Annotated in this window: 16 protein-coding genes; 6 read left to right on the forward strand and 10 right to left on the reverse strand. The window is 36.3% G+C overall.

The window, feature by feature from the left end; genetic code table 11:
- Positions 1 to 143: 143 nt before the first annotated feature.
- The 8 genes from LPC20_RS02470 to hemA form a co-directional block, all read right to left on the reverse strand.
- Complete coding sequence (locus LPC20_RS02470; protein WP_229326157.1) at positions 144 to 626, reverse strand: methylated-DNA--[protein]-cysteine S-methyltransferase; 483 nt, start codon at positions 624 to 626, stop codon at positions 144 to 146.
- Positions 627 to 2,501 carry a beta-N-acetylhexosaminidase gene (locus LPC20_RS02475; RefSeq protein ID WP_229326159.1) on the reverse strand — a complete coding sequence of 625 codons (1,875 nt, stop codon included), beginning with the start codon at positions 2,499 to 2,501 and terminating at the stop codon, positions 627 to 629.
- Positions 2,502 to 2,621: 120 nt separating this feature from the next.
- Positions 2,622 to 3,617: a porphobilinogen synthase gene (gene hemB / locus LPC20_RS02480; RefSeq protein ID WP_229326161.1), complete on the reverse strand. Its 996-nt coding sequence runs from the start codon at positions 3,615 to 3,617 to the stop codon at positions 2,622 to 2,624.
- 78 nt (positions 3,618 to 3,695) lie between these two features.
- Positions 3,696 to 4,604, reverse strand: coding sequence for an oxygen-dependent coproporphyrinogen oxidase (gene hemF / locus LPC20_RS02485; RefSeq protein WP_229326163.1), 909 nt, complete (start codon positions 4,602 to 4,604; stop codon positions 3,696 to 3,698).
- Between the two features lie 31 nt (positions 4,605 to 4,635).
- Positions 4,636 to 5,661: a uroporphyrinogen decarboxylase gene (hemE, locus tag LPC20_RS02490; RefSeq protein ID WP_229326165.1), complete on the reverse strand. Its 1,026-nt coding sequence runs from the start codon at positions 5,659 to 5,661 to the stop codon at positions 4,636 to 4,638.
- A gap of 39 nt (positions 5,662 to 5,700) precedes the next feature.
- Complete coding sequence (locus tag LPC20_RS02495; protein ID WP_229326167.1) at positions 5,701 to 6,384, reverse strand: uroporphyrinogen-III synthase; 684 nt, start codon at positions 6,382 to 6,384, stop codon at positions 5,701 to 5,703.
- Positions 6,384 to 7,307: a hydroxymethylbilane synthase gene (gene hemC, locus LPC20_RS02500; RefSeq protein WP_229326170.1), complete on the reverse strand. Its 924-nt coding sequence runs from the start codon at positions 7,305 to 7,307 to the stop codon at positions 6,384 to 6,386. The genes LPC20_RS02495 and hemC overlap by 1 nt, the downstream gene beginning before the upstream one ends.
- A complete protein-coding gene (hemA, locus tag LPC20_RS02505; protein WP_229326172.1) occupies positions 7,307 to 8,563 on the reverse strand; it encodes a glutamyl-tRNA reductase in 1,257 nt (418 codons plus the stop codon). The genes hemC and hemA overlap by 1 nt, the downstream gene beginning before the upstream one ends.
- A 230-nt stretch (positions 8,564 to 8,793) precedes the next feature.
- Between hemA and LPC20_RS02510 the strand changes: the two genes are divergently transcribed.
- From LPC20_RS02510 to LPC20_RS02535, 6 genes are all read left to right on the forward strand, one after another.
- A complete protein-coding gene (locus tag LPC20_RS02510) occupies positions 8,794 to 9,666 on the forward strand; it encodes an AraC family transcriptional regulator (RefSeq protein WP_229326174.1) in 873 nt (290 codons plus the stop codon).
- A 3-nt stretch (positions 9,667 to 9,669) separates the two neighbouring features.
- On the forward strand, positions 9,670 to 10,686 hold the full coding sequence (gene hemH / locus LPC20_RS02515; RefSeq protein ID WP_229326177.1) for a ferrochelatase: 1,017 nt from the start codon (positions 9,670 to 9,672) through the stop codon (positions 10,684 to 10,686).
- A gap of 77 nt (positions 10,687 to 10,763) precedes the next feature.
- A complete protein-coding gene (locus LPC20_RS02520) occupies positions 10,764 to 11,303 on the forward strand; it encodes a CopD family protein (RefSeq protein WP_229326179.1) in 540 nt (179 codons plus the stop codon).
- Between the two features lie 62 nt (positions 11,304 to 11,365).
- Positions 11,366 to 12,838 (forward strand): ATP-binding protein, encoded by a 1,473-nt coding sequence (locus tag LPC20_RS02525; protein ID WP_229326181.1) that lies wholly within the window; start codon positions 11,366 to 11,368, stop codon positions 12,836 to 12,838.
- A gap of 11 nt (positions 12,839 to 12,849) precedes the next feature.
- Entirely contained in the window at positions 12,850 to 13,632 is a 783-nt protein-coding gene (locus LPC20_RS02530; RefSeq protein ID WP_229326183.1) for an enoyl-CoA hydratase/isomerase family protein, read from the forward strand.
- A 21-nt stretch (positions 13,633 to 13,653) separates the two neighbouring features.
- Positions 13,654 to 14,058 carry a hypothetical protein gene (locus LPC20_RS02535; protein WP_229326185.1) on the forward strand — a complete coding sequence of 135 codons (405 nt, stop codon included), beginning with the start codon at positions 13,654 to 13,656 and terminating at the stop codon, positions 14,056 to 14,058.
- A gap of 3 nt (positions 14,059 to 14,061) precedes the next feature.
- Here LPC20_RS02535 and LPC20_RS02540 read toward each other — a convergent pair whose 3' ends face one another.
- Together LPC20_RS02540 and LPC20_RS02545 are read right to left on the reverse strand one after the other, a co-directional pair.
- Positions 14,062 to 14,715, reverse strand: a complete 654-nt coding sequence (locus LPC20_RS02540; RefSeq protein WP_229326187.1) for an HD domain-containing protein — start codon at positions 14,713 to 14,715, stop codon at positions 14,062 to 14,064.
- A 162-nt stretch (positions 14,716 to 14,877) separates the two neighbouring features.
- Entirely contained in the window at positions 14,878 to 15,864 is a 987-nt protein-coding gene (locus LPC20_RS02545; RefSeq protein WP_229326189.1) for an acyl-ACP desaturase, read from the reverse strand.
- Between the last annotated feature and the right edge of the window lie 5 nt (positions 15,865 to 15,869).

Below are 15,869 nucleotides of genomic sequence, written 5' to 3' on the forward strand. Positions count from 1 at the left end.
GGTTAGATAGTTAAACTAATTAGATTTTTAGATGGTTAGATTTTTGGATCAATAAATTATTAGAAATCTAAAGTAATAAACTGTAATTATTTTAACGTTAGAAATACATCTAAATTTCTAAAAATCTAGAGATCTAAGAAGTCTCATTCAAAAAGACTCTTTTGTGTACTTGGATTTTCGTGTTCAAGCAACCATTTTTTGCGCCATAAACCGCCTGCATAACCAGTCAATGAACCGTCAGTGCCAATTACGCGATGGCAGGGCACCACAATCCACAACGGGTTTTTACCATTGGCAGAGGCAACGGCGCGAATTGCTTTTACATCGCCGAGTTGTTTGGCTAATTCTAAATAACTTATTGTTTTTCCAAAAGGAATTTCGCATAAGCCTTTCCACACTTTTTGCTGAAATTCGGTCCCAACAGGATTCAATTGGAAATCAAAATGGGTTCGTTTTCCATCAAAATAGTCTTGTAGTTGCGTTACCGCTTCTTGTAAAACCAACGGAATTTCTTCGGAAACAATGCCTTCATCAGCAATAGCGATTACTGCAATGCCATTCTCATTCCCTTTAATAGTGGCTATGCCTAATGGAGTTTGAATATGAGCTAATACTAATTCGGTCATTTATTTTCCAATTCTTTTTTCTAACATTTCTTTGCTAATAGTTAGAGTTCTTCCGATTGATTTTCCATTTCGATAAGATACTGCTCTAAACGTAATATCTCCTTTAGGAATTTCAAAAGGCTGGGTGTATTTTGTCGAATATTGGGCTGGAAAAGTACCATCAATAGTGTAATAAATATCAACATTTGATAAATCATTTGACAGTGTACACATCATTTTTCCATCTTGCTTTTTTACGCTAACAATTGGATCGTAAACGGCTTTACTTATGAGTTTCCCCGCCGTTTCAAATCGGTTAAAATGAGTTTCTAGTCGGGTTGAAAAATTATTCCACTCCTTATTTTCTGAAGGACTCCATACCGATTCAATAATAGCTAATGCTCTTGGATAGGTCATATAAAAAGCGTGTTCAATAGTGGGTATTTTCTCTGTCCAAAGGTTGCCTTGTCCGCCCAAAATATATTTTGGATCTACTCCTTCAGGTGCTGGTTCAAACTCATAGGATTTTTTTAAGGATAATTTGGCATAAACCGGCACTTCAACTGATGGATCGCCTTGCGTATAATCTAGATAAGCAAATGAATTGGGAGACATCACCACTTCGTGACCTGCTTTTGATGCTTCGATACCACCTTTAGTTCCTCGCCAACTCATTATTGCAGCTCCGTCTGCTAAACCGCCATATAAAATTTCATCCCAACCAATAGCTTTTTTACCTTTAGAAGTGATTATATTCACTACTTTTTTAATGAAATAGCTTTGCAATTCTTTGGCATCCTTAAGGTTTTCTTTTTGCATCAAAGCAATACAATTGGGATCTTTTTCCCAAAATCCATGATAACATTCGTCCCCGCCAATGTGAATGTACTGACCTGGAAACAAAGCAGCCACTTCTCCGAATATAGTGTCCAAGATAGTGTATACTTTTTCGTCAGAAGGGTTTAAGGAATTTTCAATCTTCATGGTAAAAGTCCCATCACCATGCCAATCGGCAAAGTTAGAACCTGGATTAACCATCTTAGGTTCTTTTAGAGTGGAGAGTTCGGGATAAGCTGCTAACAAAGCCATTGAATGCCCCGGAATATCAATTTCAGGAACAACTGTGATCTGACGTTCAGCGGCGTATTGTAAAATATCTTTAATTTCCTCTTGTGTATAAAAGCCTCCGTAAGTTGTTGCTTCTCCTTCAGATGGAGCTTCTCGATTGCCAAAAGTCCCAAATCGTTCTACGCGCCAAGCGCCAATTTCAGTAAGTTTAGGTAGGGATTTAATTTCGATTCGCCAACCATTATCGTCAGACAAGTGCCAATGGAGTACGTTGAATTTATATTTGGACATCCAATCGATGTATTTTTTGACATCCGAAGTCGAGAAAAAATGACGACTCACATCCAGCATTAGTCCTCGCCAACCAAACCGCGGATAATCTGTTATAGTACATGCTGATATTGCAATATTCTCTTTTGAAACTGCATTAAAATTGAGTAATTGATCCAAAGTTTGAAGGCCATAAAATATTCCAGCTACACTATTTGCTTTTAGCACAATTATATTTGGATTCACCTTCAACGAATAGCCTTCTTTGCCAATGGAATCATCTGAAATTGGATTTAGTACAACGTTTATTGTTTTTGAGCTTTTCGTAGGTTTCTTTTGAACCACTTCCAAACCTTTTCCCATTAGGGAGCCAAAATACAACTCCGCAACTTGAAGTAATTCAGGATTGCTGTTTTCAAGAACTACTTTTGTAGTTGGGGTTATAACAAAACTTCCTTTTTCAACAATATAACTTACTGGATTTGGGATTATAGTGTGTTGGGCTTGTGCAAAGCAAGAAATCAAAAAAATCAGTGCGGAGGTAAATTTTACTTTCATTATATTGTAGTTAAGTATTCAAATATACAGATTTAATAAAACAAAAAACCACTCGAATAGTCGAATGGTTTTTGTCTTTTCTATAGTTTCCAGCCTTCTAAAGGCTAGAAGCTTTGGCTATTATTTATTTAAAAGTATAGCAGCCTCTTTCGCAAAATAAGTCGAAATCAAACTAGCTCCGGCGCGTTTAATACACATCAATTGTTCCATCATAATTTTGTCGTGGTCAAGCCAACCTCTTTCGGCAGCAGCTTTAATCATTGCATATTCACCAGATACGTGAAAAACGGTCACAGGAACATTCACCGCGTTTTTTACTTCGCGAACAATGTCCAAATAAGCAATTCCAGGTTTTACCATCACCATATCGGCACCTTCCTCCACATCCCAAAGCGCTTCTTTGATGGCTTCGATGCGATTCGCGTAATCCATTTGGTAGGTTTTTTTATCCTTTGATACTACCACGTCCGATTCTCTTGGCGCACTGTCTAGTGCATCACGAAACGGACCATAAAACGCCGACGCATATTTAGCTGAATAACTCATAATGCCTACATTTTGGAAACCTGACGCATCCAAACCTTGACGCAAACGCAACACACGTCCGTCCATCATATCGCTTGGCGCAACAAAATCAGCTCCTGCTTGTGCGTGAGAAACGGCCATTTTAACTAAAGCATCGTTAGTAGCATCATTCACTACATCGCCTTTGTCAATAATTCCGTCGTGACCATAAATAGAATACGGGTCCAAAGCCACATCCGGCATCACAATCATTTCTGGGCAAGCCGTTTTGATAGCACGAATAGCTTGTTGCATCAATCCGTTTGGATTCCACGCTTCTTTACCGGTGTTGTCCTTTAAATCTTCGCTTACTTTCACGTAAATATTCACGGCGCGAATGCCTAAATCGAATAATTCTTGGACTTCTTTCACCGTTAAATCGATTGAACGACGAAAAATTCCTGGCATTGATGGAATTTCGACTTGCACATTTTCTCCTTCTGCTATAAACATTGGAAACATAAAATCTGCCGGACTTAATGTGGTTTCACGAACTAATGAACGAATGCTTTCGTTTATTCTTAAACGACGACCTCTTTGTAATGGGAACATTTTATTTATGATTTATGATTAACGATTGTAGATTTATGATTTGATGTCGATTGCTAAAACTTCTGCAATCAAAAATCGTTAATCTTCAATCCAATTTATAGGTTTCTCTAATACTTGAATTAATTTTTCTTCTTCACTTCCCGCCACAGGATGATGGTCATAATGCCATTGCACATGTGGTGGTAAAGACATTAAAATACTTTCTATTCGGCCATTGGTTTTTAAACCAAATAAAGTGCCTTTATCGTGCACCAAATTAAATTCGACATAACGACCACGGCGGATTTCTTGCCAAGTTCTTTGCTCTGCTGAATAAGGCAAGTCTTTTCTTTTTGCTACGATTGGTAAATACGCATCCAGGAAAGAATTCCCAACTTCAGTAACAAAGTTGTACCAATCTTCCATTGTTTGTTCTTCGGTTTCTTTCAAATAATCGAAGAATAAACCTCCAATTCCACGCGCTTCATTTCGATGTGCGTTCCAAAAATAGGCATCACATTGTTTTTTATATTTTGGATAAAAATCAGAATTATGTTTGTCGCAAGCCGTTTTACACGTTTGATGAAAATGTTTAGCATCTTCTTCAAACAAATAGTACGGAGTTAAATCTTGGCCTCCGCCAAACCAACTATTGATTACCTTTCCATTTTCATCATACATTTCGAAATACCGCCAATTCGCATGAACTGTTGGTACCATCGGGTTTTTCGGATGAATCACCAAACTCAATCCGCAAGCAAAAAAATCGGCTTCGCCTACATTGAATAATTGTTGCATCGAATCAGGCAGTTTTCCGTGAACCGCTGAAATATTAACGCCTCCTTTTTCAAAGACGTTTCCGTTTTCAATCACACGAGTGCGACCACCACCGCCTTCGGGTCTGTCCCAAAGATCTTCACGAAATTGGGCAACGCCATCAATGTCCTCTAATCCTTTACAGATTTGATCTTGAAGGTTTTGTATGTATTGGTAAAATTGGTCTTTCATTTTTTCCTGCTATCTAATATCTGAACTCTGATTACTGACCGTACTCCTTCACCGCTTCCACAAATGCTTTCGCGTGATCCACAGGAATGTTGGGTAAAATACCGTGTCCTAAGTTGACAATATAATTGTCTTTTCCGAATTCGTCAATCATTTCGTGTACCATTTTTTTGATGGTTGGAATTGGCGATAACAAACGACTTGGGTCGAAATTTCCTTGTAAGGTAATATTGCCTCCTGTTAAATAACGAGCGTTTCTTGGCGAACAGGTCCAATCTACTCCTAAAGCCGAAGCTTTTGATTTTGCCATTTCGCCTAAAGCAAACCAACACCCTTTTCCGAAAACAATCACTTTGGTATCTTCCGCAAGTGCCTCTGTAATTTGGTTGATGTATTGCCAAGAAAATTCTTGATAATCTACCGGAGACAACATGCCTCCCCAAGAATCAAAAATCTGAATCGCATTACAACCTGCTTTTACTTTTTCTTTCAAATATAAAATAGTGGTATCGGTAATTTTTTGTAATAAAACGTGTGCTGCCACTGGATTGGAAAAACAAAATCCTTTTGCGGTATCAAAACTTTTAGATCCTTTTCCTTCTACTGCGTAACAAAAAATCGTCCAAGGCGAACCTGCAAAACCAATTAATGGCACCTCATCGTTCAACATTTGTTTGGTCAATTTAATCGCATCAAAAACATAACCCAACGTTTCGTTTACATCTGGAACAAATACTTGATTCACTTGTTCCATGGTGCGAATTGGATTCGGGATTATCGGACCTAAATTGTCTTTTAATTCTACGTGAATTCCCATCGCCCTTGGTACGACCAAAATATCAGAAAACAAAATTGCTGCATCTGGTTTCACAATACGAATCGGTTGCACGGTGATTTCAGCCGCTAATTCAGGGGTTTCGCAACGTGTAAAGAAATCGTATTTGTCACGCAAAGCTCTGAATTCAGGTAAATATCTTCCTGCTTGACGCATCATCCAAACCGGTGGGCGTTCTACTTTTTCGTTATTTAAAGCTCTTAAAAAAAGGTCGTTTTTAATCATTTTTATTTGTTTTGCCACAAAGGCGCAAAGGCACTAAGTTTAATTATAATAATATTCTTTAACTTCTGTAATTACATTTTCAACCGAAGGATGTTCTGCAATTATGATGTTTTTTATGTGTTTGTTTTCCAAAGCTTCAGCGGTAGTTTCACCAATACAAAAGCACAATTCTTTTTTAATGGGATTGTCTTTCAAATAACTTTCAACTCCTGACGGACTGAAAAACAAAATCGCATCTACAGCCTCCTTAATCTTATGTGGTTTTAACTGCGTTTCGTAAACTTCAATTTCGTTGAACTCAATTCCGGCTTCTTGTAATGCCAACGGCAAGGTCTCTTTTCTCAAATTTCCGCTGAAAAAAGTATAACTCCCATTAGCATAAATCAAACAGATAATCTCGGTTAAATCAGAAGCATAATCAGCGTAGGCTACCACTTCAAAACCGGCATCGGTCAAAATAGTTTTACTTTTTACACCTACACAAAACACTTTTTTCGACTGAAGATCTGATTTATTTTCCTCAAATTGTGGGTGATTTAAAAAACTTCGCACCGCATTCTGACTCGTAAAAATCAAATTGTCTTTAATCCCATTTAACTCAAAACTTTTGGTTTCCACTTCAATGAAATTGGACTCCAAAACCTCAAAGCCAACATCTGTCAGGACTTGTTTTTGATGACTCAAAAGCACTTTTGTCGATAAAATACGCGTTGGAGTTGCCATTATTTTTTCAATTGATTTTTAATTTCAACCATTAATTCGGCACCTCCGTTATTCAAAATTTCTTGAGCAGAATGGAAACCTAATTTTTTCCAGTCCGATATATCCACTGATTTTTCGATTTCTATTTTTTGTTTTCCGTCAACCGAGAACAATACTCCTTTGAATTCAATCGTATCTTTTTCCTCATCGTATTGTGCCAAAGCTCCAATCGGTGCCGTACAACCTCCTTCTAAAGTTTTCAAAAATTGACGTTCAATATAAGTGCAAATTTCTGTTTCAATATCGTTCAACTGACTCACAGCGTCTTTGGTAAATTCGTCATTCGCCATTACCACAACTAACATTGCGCCTTGTGCGGGAGCAGGAATCATCCAATCTAAATTGATATAATTTTCTGGTTTGAGATTGATTCGTTCCAAACCTGCTGCGGCAAAAACAGCTCCGTTCCAATCGCTTTCGGCTAATTTTTGCATGCGGGTATTTACATTGCCGCGCAAATCCACCACTTGGTGATTCGGGTATTTATGCCACCATTGCGCTTGACGACGCAAACTTCCTGTGGCAATGGTTCCTGCTGAAGTTAGAAAATCCAAATTGCCTTTGTGAACCAAAATATCAAGGGTATTAGCGCGTTCTAAAACAGCCGCTTGAACGATCCCTTGCGGCAAAGCAGTGGGTACATCTTTCATGGAATGCACCGCAATATCCACCTGACCATTAATCATTGCAATGTCTAGAGTTTTGGTAAAAATTCCAGTAATTCCTAATTCGTATAAAGGTTTATCAAGAATTATATCACCTTGCGATTTTACAGCTACAATTTCGGTGGTATAGCCTAAATCATTCAGTTTTTTCTGAACGGTGTGCGCCTGCCAAAGAGCCAATTCGCTATCACGGGTTCCTATGCGTATTGTCTTACTCATTATTTTGTGTTGGCGCCAATGTTAAATACTTTCTCAATCCACTCAATACTTTCATCCACCATCGTTTCTTCATCTTTGAGATGATTGGCAAAATGATTGGTGATTTTTTGAATGATTCTATTACTGATGATCTCCGCTTGCTCTTCGTTAAAATCAGCTAATTTTTTTCGTTGAAAATGCAACTCTCCTTCTTTTATGGAATGCAGTTTTTCTTTAAGAGCATGAATTGTAGGGGCGTATTTTCTGCCTTTGGACCAAGTCAAAAACTCCTCTTTGATTTCCTCGATGATAGCCTCAGCCGCTGGAATATGTTTTTTTCTTTTTTCTAAAGTCTCGTCTGTGATTTGAGACAAATAATCCATGTGAATTAAGTTTACCCCATTAACATCTTCTACGTTTTCATTCACATTTTTGGGAATGGATAAATCCAAAATCAACAAGGGTTTCTTCAAATTCAAAATCGTTTTATCCACCGTTGGATTCTGAGCGCCTGTAGCTACTACCAAAACATCCGCTTTCTGAATTTCCAATTGCAAATCAGCATAATCCTTAACTACCACATCTAATTTTTGTGCCAATTTCTCCGCTTTATCTTTAGTTCGGTTAATTAAGGTAATTTGATCGTGTTTGGAGTGTTTAACCAAGTTTTCACAGGTATTTCTTCCAATTTTTCCTGTGCCAAAAAGCAAAATGTTTTTATTGCTAATATCATCTACATTGTTCAGAATGTACTGAACTGATGCAAAAGAAACAGAAGTGGCTCCTGATGAAATCTCGGTATCCGTTTTGATTTTTTTACTGGCCTGAATTACCGCATTAATTAAACGCTCTTGAAAAGCATTCACTAAACCAAACGATTTTGCATGAAAAAAACTGGACTTGATTTGGGAAATAATCTCAAAATCACCCAGAATTTGACTGTCTAAACCCGTACCAACTCTAAATAAATGGCTAACCGCTTCTTTATGTTTGTATACAAATCCATATTTTTGAAAAGACTCTACAGTGCCTCTACTGTTTTCACAAATCAATTTTATCAATTGAAAAGGATGCTCAGCAAATCCATAAATTTCTGTTCTATTGCAGGTAGAAGTTACAATCAAACTTTCTATACCCTCCAGCTTTGCTTGCTCCAGTAAACGGTTCTTGGCGTGTGCATCTAAACTAAAATTTCCTCTTATTTCGGCATCGGCTTTTTTATAGCTTAGGCCAACGGCATAAAAAGAATGAGGTTTTGATGTATGATGGTTCTCCATAAAGTATACTTTTCTAAAAAGTGGGACAAAAATATCATTAAGGGTTTGATAAAAGTAACGCTATAAGTGCTATTTGTGTCGCTGAATGTTTTTTTGAAACGAAATGGTACTTTTACAGTAAAAAAATCTATTTTTGTAGTAAAATCATCTCCATGTAAATTAGTTTTTGGAACGATTTTTAATCCAAATCTTGGATAATAATCCTGTTTAGTTACTTAAAAAATATCGCTATGGGTTCACAAGAGGTAATTAAAATTGAAGAAGACTTTACACTCATCCGCTTTCAAAACGACGGCGCAGAACCATTTCATGCACAACGTGAAGTAGGCAGCGGACTGATTCAGTTTCATTTTGGTATTAAAGGAAATGCTAAATTCATTTTCAACCAAGGGAATTATGCCTTGGAATTAAAGGAAGAAAAATCGCTTCTTTTATACAATCCGCAAAAAGAATTGCCTTTGAATTTAGAATTGGCACCCAACTCTTGGGTGATTTCGGTAATTATTTCCATCAAAAAATTTCACGCGTTATTCTCCACCGAGGCCAACTATATTACCTTTTTAAGTCCCGACAATAAAGATAAGAAATACTATAACGAAGGCAATATCAGTCCGTCAATGGCCATTGTATTGAGTCAATTGTTTCATTACAGTTTACATCCTTCTATCAAAAATTTGTATTACAAAGGCAAAGGCTACGAATTATTGAGTTTGTATTTCAATAAAAGCGAAGACCCAAATGCAGAACAATGTCCGTTTTTAATTGACGAAGACAACGTTTTTAAAATCAAAAAAGCCAAAGAAATTATCATTGCCAATATGGCTGAACCACCTGGCTTGCAAGAATTAGCTGATCAAGTTGGGCTCAATTTGAAAAAATTAAAAATGGGTTTCAAACAAATTTATGGCGATACCGTTTATGGCTTCCTTTTTGATTACAAAATGGACTATGCCAGAAAATTACTCGATAGTGGCTCGTATAATGTCAACGAAGTAGGATTAAAAATTGGATACAGTACCGGAAGTCATTTTATTGCTGCTTTCAAAAAGAAATTTGCCACCACACCAAAAAAATATTTAATGTCAATCAACACCAATTTATAAAAAATGAAAGGAGTATTATTAGTCAATTTAGGTTCGCCAGAAAGTCCAACAGCCAAAGATGTAAAACCGTATTTGGATGAGTTTTTAATGGATAAATACGTAATTGACGTTCCGTTTTTATTACGTGCTTTGTTAGTTAGAGGAATTATTTTGCAAACCCGTCCAAAAAAATCAGCCGAAGCCTACGCCAGAATTTGGACGGATGAAGGATCGCCATTAATTGTGATTTCTAAAAAAATGCACGAAAAAGTGAAAACTTTGGTGGACATTCCAGTGGCATTATCCATGCGATATGGAACTATGACCATCCTAAAAGGATTGCAAAAATTGCACGACAAAGGCGTGACAGAAGTGATGCTTTTCCCTTTGTATCCGCAACATGCTATGGCTTCTACTACCACAATTTTAGTATTAGCAGAAGAACTTCGCGCTAAGCATTTCCCAAACATGAAATTCACAACAGTTCCGGCGTTTTACAACAAGTCAGGATATATTGAAGCGCTATCCAATTCTATCAAAAAACATTTAGAAGGTTTTGAATACGATCATTTGTTGTTTTCGTATCACGGAATTCCAAAACGTCACATTCGTAAAACTGATATTACCAAATCGCATTGTAAAATAGATGGTTCTTGTTGCAATACACCTTCGCCTGCGCACGAATTTTGTTACCGTCACCAATGTTATGAAACTACAAAACAAGTAGTGAAAACATTAGGTATTCCAGAAGGTAAATACAGCCAAACCTTCCAATCTCGATTAGCGGGTGATAAATGGTTAACGCCATACACCGATGTCGAAGTAAACAAAATGCCTGAAAAAGGAATTAAGAAATTAGCGGTTGTAACTCCAGCTTTTGTAGCCGATTGTTTGGAAACTTTAGAGGAAATTGCAATGGAAGCTAACGAAGAGTTTTTACATCACGGAGGGGAAGAGTTTATGGCTATACCATGTATGAACGACGAAGACGAATGGTGTGGTGTTGTGGCGAATTGGATTAAAGAATTTCAAGCGAAATAATTAAATTAAATTAATGTTTTTAACACAGATTCGCAGCTCTAAAAAAATCAACAAATCAACGGTTAACAATTAACACTATGGAATACTATAACTACCTAAAATCGTTGCATCTTATTTTTGTCATCACTTGGTTTGCGGGATTATTTTATATCGTGCGTCTCTTTGTGTACCAAATTGAAGCCTCAGAAAAACCCTCTCCACAAAAAGAAATTTTGCAGGAGCAGTTCAAAATCATGAGTTACCGTTTGTGGTACATCATCACTTGGCCTAGTGCGGTTTTAGCAACTCTGTTTGCACTTTCTTTATTGCACATAAATCCTGCATTTGTAGAAATGCCTTGGATGCAAGTGAAGTTAGGTTTTGTAGTTTTTCTAATCGCATACCACTTTAAATGTCATACTATATTTAAAGAATTACAACACGATAAAGTGAAGTATAGTTCTAATTTTATGCGGATTTGGAATGAAGGTGCAACTATAATTCTTTTTGCGGTCGTCTTCTTAGTAATTCTAAAAGATGCTGTCAACTGGATTTATGGCGTAATCGGCATCTTTTTATTCTCAATTCTGATTATGTTAGGATTTAAATTTTACAAACGAATAAGAGAGAAAAAGTAAAAAAGGCATTAGCCAAAAGGCAAAAGTTACTGTTGCCTTTTACATTGTCTGTAGCCTAAAATATGTTTAAAAACTTCAAAATAACAATGCTTTCTCTTCGAACTAGGATTTTCCTATCGATGATTGTATTGATTATTATGGCTTCTATCATTTTAGCTTCTATATCGATTATTCAGTTTAAAAACGAAGCAAGGGTATACCACCAAGAGCGTCTAGAAGATAAAGAAAATGAAGTAAAAGAGCATATTAATTATGTGCTTTCGACTACTACTTATCCTTTAACACCGACTAATTTACCTTTGATTTTCAAAGATAAAATTCACGAATTGGCGCAAATTCACGCCATCGAAATCAACATTTATACCCTAGACGGAAAACTCCTTAAATCTTCCAAAGAATCATTTTCAGTGGATCAAGTGGCTTTGCCTATACCAAAGTACATTTTGAAATTAGTGCGTTCCTCCATCGAAAAACGCTTCGTTGATATCAAAACCATTGACGGTTTAAAAAACCGATCTTCCTATAGCCAAATCAAGGACGACAAATTCAAACCTCTAGGAATATTACATCTTCCCTATGTAGAAGACGATGGTTTTTACGAAAAAGAATTGAATGGTTTTTTGATTCGATTGGCTCAGGTGTATTCGTTCATGTTGATTGTTGCATTTGGGTTGGCTTATTTTCTTTCGACTTATATCACCAAGTCTTTAAAAACAATTTCTGATAAATTAAGTGAAACCAGTTTAGATCAGAAAAATGAAAAAATTAGGGTTGAAGCTAGTAGTAAAGAAATCAATTTACTGATTAAATCCTATAATGCGATGGTGGACGAACTGGAAATCAGTGCCGTTAAGTTAGCTCAAAGCGAACGTGAAGAAGCGTGGCGCGAAATGGCAAAACAAGTCGCTCACGAGATTAAAAATCCGCTAACGCCAATGCGTTTGACTGTGCAAAGTTTTCAACGAAAATTTGAACCTAATGATCCGGAGATCAAACAAAAAATGAAGGATTACTCCGAAACTTTAATTCAGCAAATAGACACGATGAGTTCCGTAGCTTCAGCCTTCTCTAATTTTGCCTCTATGCCTGCGCAACAAAACGAAACGCTGAATGTGATCGAAGTAGTCGAATTGGCTTTGGATATTTTCAACGAAGACTATTTGGTTTTCGAAAAAGAAACGGAAGAAATTATTGCAGAAATTGACCGCACACAACTGATCCGAATCATTACGAATTTAGTCAAAAACGCTATTCAGGCCATATCAGACCAACAAGAAACCAAATCGATTGTAGTACAGGTCAAAAAAATGGAAAACAAGGTGTTAATCAGTGTACAAGACAACGGAATTGGAATTAAAGAAGAAGATTTAAATAGGATATTTGAACCCAAATTTACTACCAAAAATAGTGGAATGGGTCTAGGTTTAAGTATCATCAAAAATATTATAGAAAATTACAAAGGAAACATTACTTTTGAAACTCAATACGGTCAAGGGACTATCTTTAGAGTGAGTTTGCCGATTTTAAATACTTAAAATATACTTTTATGAACTACGAAAATTTATTGATTGCTATAGAAAACAAAATAGCATTGGTTACATTGAATCGTCCGACTAAACTCAATGCTTTAAATAAAGATACTCTTGCCGAATTACACGCTGCGTTTTCTGATTTAGAAAAAGATGATACTATTCAAGTTATAATCTTAACTGGAAGTGGAGAAAAAGCATTTGTGGCTGGTGCCGATATTGCTGAATTTGCTAATTTCTCTGCTCAAGAAGGAACACAACTCGCTGCTGATGGACATCAAAAAGTATTTGACCATATTGAGAATTTAAAAAAACCTGTCATTGCTGCTGTTAACGGATTTGCCTTAGGAGGCGGATTGGAACTAGCTATGGCCTGTCATTTTAGAGTGGCATCAGACAATGCCAAAATGGGATTGCCAGAAGTAACACTAGGATTGATTCCTGGTTATGGTGGCACACAACGTTTACCTCAACTCGTAGGAAAAGGACGTGCAATGGAAATGATTGTAACAGCCACTATGATTTCGGCTGCCGAAGCGAAAGAATATGGATTGGTGAATCATGTTGTCCCTCAATCCGAACTAATTGAATTTTGCCAAGGTTTAGCTCAAAAAATTTGTAAAAATGCGCCTGTTGCTATTAGTGAAGCCATCCAAGCTGTAAATGCAAATTTTGACAAATCTAAAAATGGGTATGAAACTGAAATTAGTGCTTTTGGAAGATTATTTAGCACCTCAGATTTCAAAGAAGGAACGACTGCCTTTTTAGATAAAAGGAAAGCAAATTTCATCGGGAAATAATTCAACTTTTAAACGAAACAAATGTCTTTTCAACCTGAGTTTGCCCTTTTTTGGGAAAGTGTAAAAGAAAGTATGGCACAGTATACTTTTGCTAAATTAACCTTGGCAAAAACCATTGGCGATACCGAATTAAAAAATATTTATATGCGTCCCGTTCTAGTGGATGACCAAGTGCGTATTTCACTTATTGCGCGTTACAAAACTGAGGAAGTGGAAAGTTTTCATACTCTAGAAGAAGCCTTTTTTGTACTTTCTTCTTACTTGAACAATCCATTTTTGACCGCTTTATTATTTACAACAGAAAACGATTTGACCTTCAAATTGAACAAAAAAAGAGTAGGCAGTATTGTAGAACAGGCGCCTACTTTTAAAAGTGCTTCAGATGTGGTTTTAGAAATGCAAGAGAAACAACTTTCAATAAACTAATCTTTATTTTCTTCCCTCCCATTCAGCATAAAATTGTTCTAAAAAACCTTCCATATAACAGTGGCGTTCTTGAGCAATTTGTTTTCCGGTTTCAGTATTCATTTTGTCTTTCAACAACAATAGTTTTTCATAAAAATGATTGATGGTGGGCGCCTCATTCATTTTATATTCTTCTTTTGTCATAGACAAATTCGGAGCAATTTCAGGATTGTATAATGTTCTATTTTTGAACCCTCCATAATTGAATGTTCTAGCAATACCAATGGCGCCAATAGCATCCAAACGATCTGCATCTTGAACAATATCCAATTCAATAGAAGAAAATTTCCTCTCTACTCTGCCGCCTTTGAACGAAATGTTTTCAATAATTGCAATTACGTGGTCTATAGTTTCGGAAGAAATATTTTGAGCTTCTAAAAAAGTGCGCGCAGTTTTTGGTCCTATGGTTTCATCCCCGTTATGGAATTTACTATCTGCAATATCGTGAAGCAAAGCGCCTAATTGAACAATCTCTAAATCACAATTTTCAGATGCAGCAATCAACAAGGCATTTTTATACACACGCTCAATATGAAACCAATCGTGACCACCTTCGGCTTGAGCTAAAGTAGCTTTTACAAATACTATTGTTTTATCAATCAAGTTAGTGGTGTTCATTTAAAAATAGTTTTATAAAAAAAGCGTCGAAAAAGTACTTATTTTGTCATTCCGAATTTATTTCGGAATCTATAAAAATAATGATTATAGAAACTGAAACAAGTTCAGTTTGACAAGAACAATACTTTTTGACGACTAATTTTATTTAAAAATACTCATTTTTTACAATGTAGCAGGCTCTACCCATTTAAAGACATACGACTCTTGAGGAATCACTATTCTTTCTGAAATTTTAGCCATTCTTGCAGGTAATTTCATTAAATAATCACGCGCTTTTTCAGCTTCATCAGTCAAATTACCAATTTTATCGATTTCCCATTTGTCGATTAACTTTTGCATGATTTCTACATAATCATTCGCAGTGTATACTCCAATACGTTGTGCTGAATCAGAAAAATTTTCAAAAGCCGAACTGATTTTTTGCCCAGACTCTCTTAAAAAATGAGCCGGCATAACGATTTTTTGCTTCATCATGTATTGAAACGCTAACATCATTTCACTAGGATCTACTTGAAAAATTCGGTTCACAAATTCGCTATACGCATGATGGTGACGCATTTCGTCTCCCGCAATCATTTTACACATTTTAGACAGTTTGTTATCTCCGTGTTTTTTAGCAATTTGCGATACTCTATTGTGCGAAACATAAGTCGCCAACTCTTGGAAACTAGTGTATACAAAGTTTTTATACGGGTCTCTTCCTGTTCCAATATCAAAACCGTCGTTAATCAAATGTTGGGTTGTGATTTCAACTTCACGCATGTTCACGCGGCCTGATAAATACAAATATTTATTTAGCATATCTCCATGTCGATTCTCCTCTCCAGTCCATTGACGAATCCAGCTTGACCAACCATTTCTTTCTAAATTATCAACTCCCTCTACTTCCATTAACCAAGACTCATACGTTGGTAAAGCCTCTTCGGTAATGGTATCTCCAACCATAGCTACCCAAAAATCATAGGGTAACTCTTTAGCAATTTCTCTTAGTTCTTTTACTTCTTCAAAAAAGTTTTCACTTTGTGAATCCGGTAAGAAATCAGTTGGTTGCCAAATGTTTTCTACTGGAATTAAGTACTGTTCTACGAAGCTATCCACATTTTTTTCCAAAAACTGCATCACTTCTAAACGAATGTTTTTAATTGACATTATAT

This window comes from Flavobacterium ammonificans, from assembly GCF_020886115.1.
Lineage (GTDB): Bacteria > Bacteroidota > Bacteroidia > Flavobacteriales > Flavobacteriaceae > Flavobacterium > Flavobacterium ammonificans.

What these genes read in the sequence shown, in the direction of transcription:
- LPC20_RS02470 (WP_229326157.1), bottom strand. Translation starts at nt 626, where the DNA reads ATGACCGAATTAGTATTAGCTCATATTCAAACTCCATTAGGCATAGCC.
- LPC20_RS02475 (WP_229326159.1), bottom strand. Translation starts at nt 2,501, where the DNA reads ATGAAAGTAAAATTTACCTCCGCACTGATTTTTTTGATTTCTTGCTTT.
- hemB (WP_229326161.1), bottom strand. Translation starts at nt 3,617, where the DNA reads ATGTTCCCATTACAAAGAGGTCGTCGTTTAAGAATAAACGAAAGCATT.
- hemF (WP_229326163.1), bottom strand. Translation starts at nt 4,604, where the DNA reads ATGAAAGACCAATTTTACCAATACATACAAAACCTTCAAGATCAAATC.
- hemE (WP_229326165.1), bottom strand. Translation starts at nt 5,661, where the DNA reads ATGATTAAAAACGACCTTTTTTTAAGAGCTTTAAATAACGAAAAAGTA.
- LPC20_RS02495 (WP_229326167.1), bottom strand. Translation starts at nt 6,384, where the DNA reads ATGGCAACTCCAACGCGTATTTTATCGACAAAAGTGCTTTTGAGTCAT.
- hemC (WP_229326170.1), bottom strand. Translation starts at nt 7,307, where the DNA reads ATGAGTAAGACAATACGCATAGGAACCCGTGATAGCGAATTGGCTCTT.
- hemA (WP_229326172.1), bottom strand. Translation starts at nt 8,563, where the DNA reads ATGGAGAACCATCATACATCAAAACCTCATTCTTTTTATGCCGTTGGC.
- LPC20_RS02510 (WP_229326174.1), top strand. Translation starts at nt 8,794, where the DNA reads ATGGGTTCACAAGAGGTAATTAAAATTGAAGAAGACTTTACACTCATC.
- hemH (WP_229326177.1), top strand. Translation starts at nt 9,670, where the DNA reads ATGAAAGGAGTATTATTAGTCAATTTAGGTTCGCCAGAAAGTCCAACA.
- LPC20_RS02520 (WP_229326179.1), top strand. Translation starts at nt 10,764, where the DNA reads ATGGAATACTATAACTACCTAAAATCGTTGCATCTTATTTTTGTCATC.
- LPC20_RS02525 (WP_229326181.1), top strand. Translation starts at nt 11,366, where the DNA reads ATGTTTAAAAACTTCAAAATAACAATGCTTTCTCTTCGAACTAGGATT.
- LPC20_RS02530 (WP_229326183.1), top strand. Translation starts at nt 12,850, where the DNA reads ATGAACTACGAAAATTTATTGATTGCTATAGAAAACAAAATAGCATTG.
- LPC20_RS02535 (WP_229326185.1), top strand. Translation starts at nt 13,654, where the DNA reads ATGTCTTTTCAACCTGAGTTTGCCCTTTTTTGGGAAAGTGTAAAAGAA.
- LPC20_RS02540 (WP_229326187.1), bottom strand. Translation starts at nt 14,715, where the DNA reads ATGAACACCACTAACTTGATTGATAAAACAATAGTATTTGTAAAAGCT.
- LPC20_RS02545 (WP_229326189.1), bottom strand. Translation starts at nt 15,864, where the DNA reads ATGTCAATTAAAAACATTCGTTTAGAAGTGATGCAGTTTTTGGAAAAA.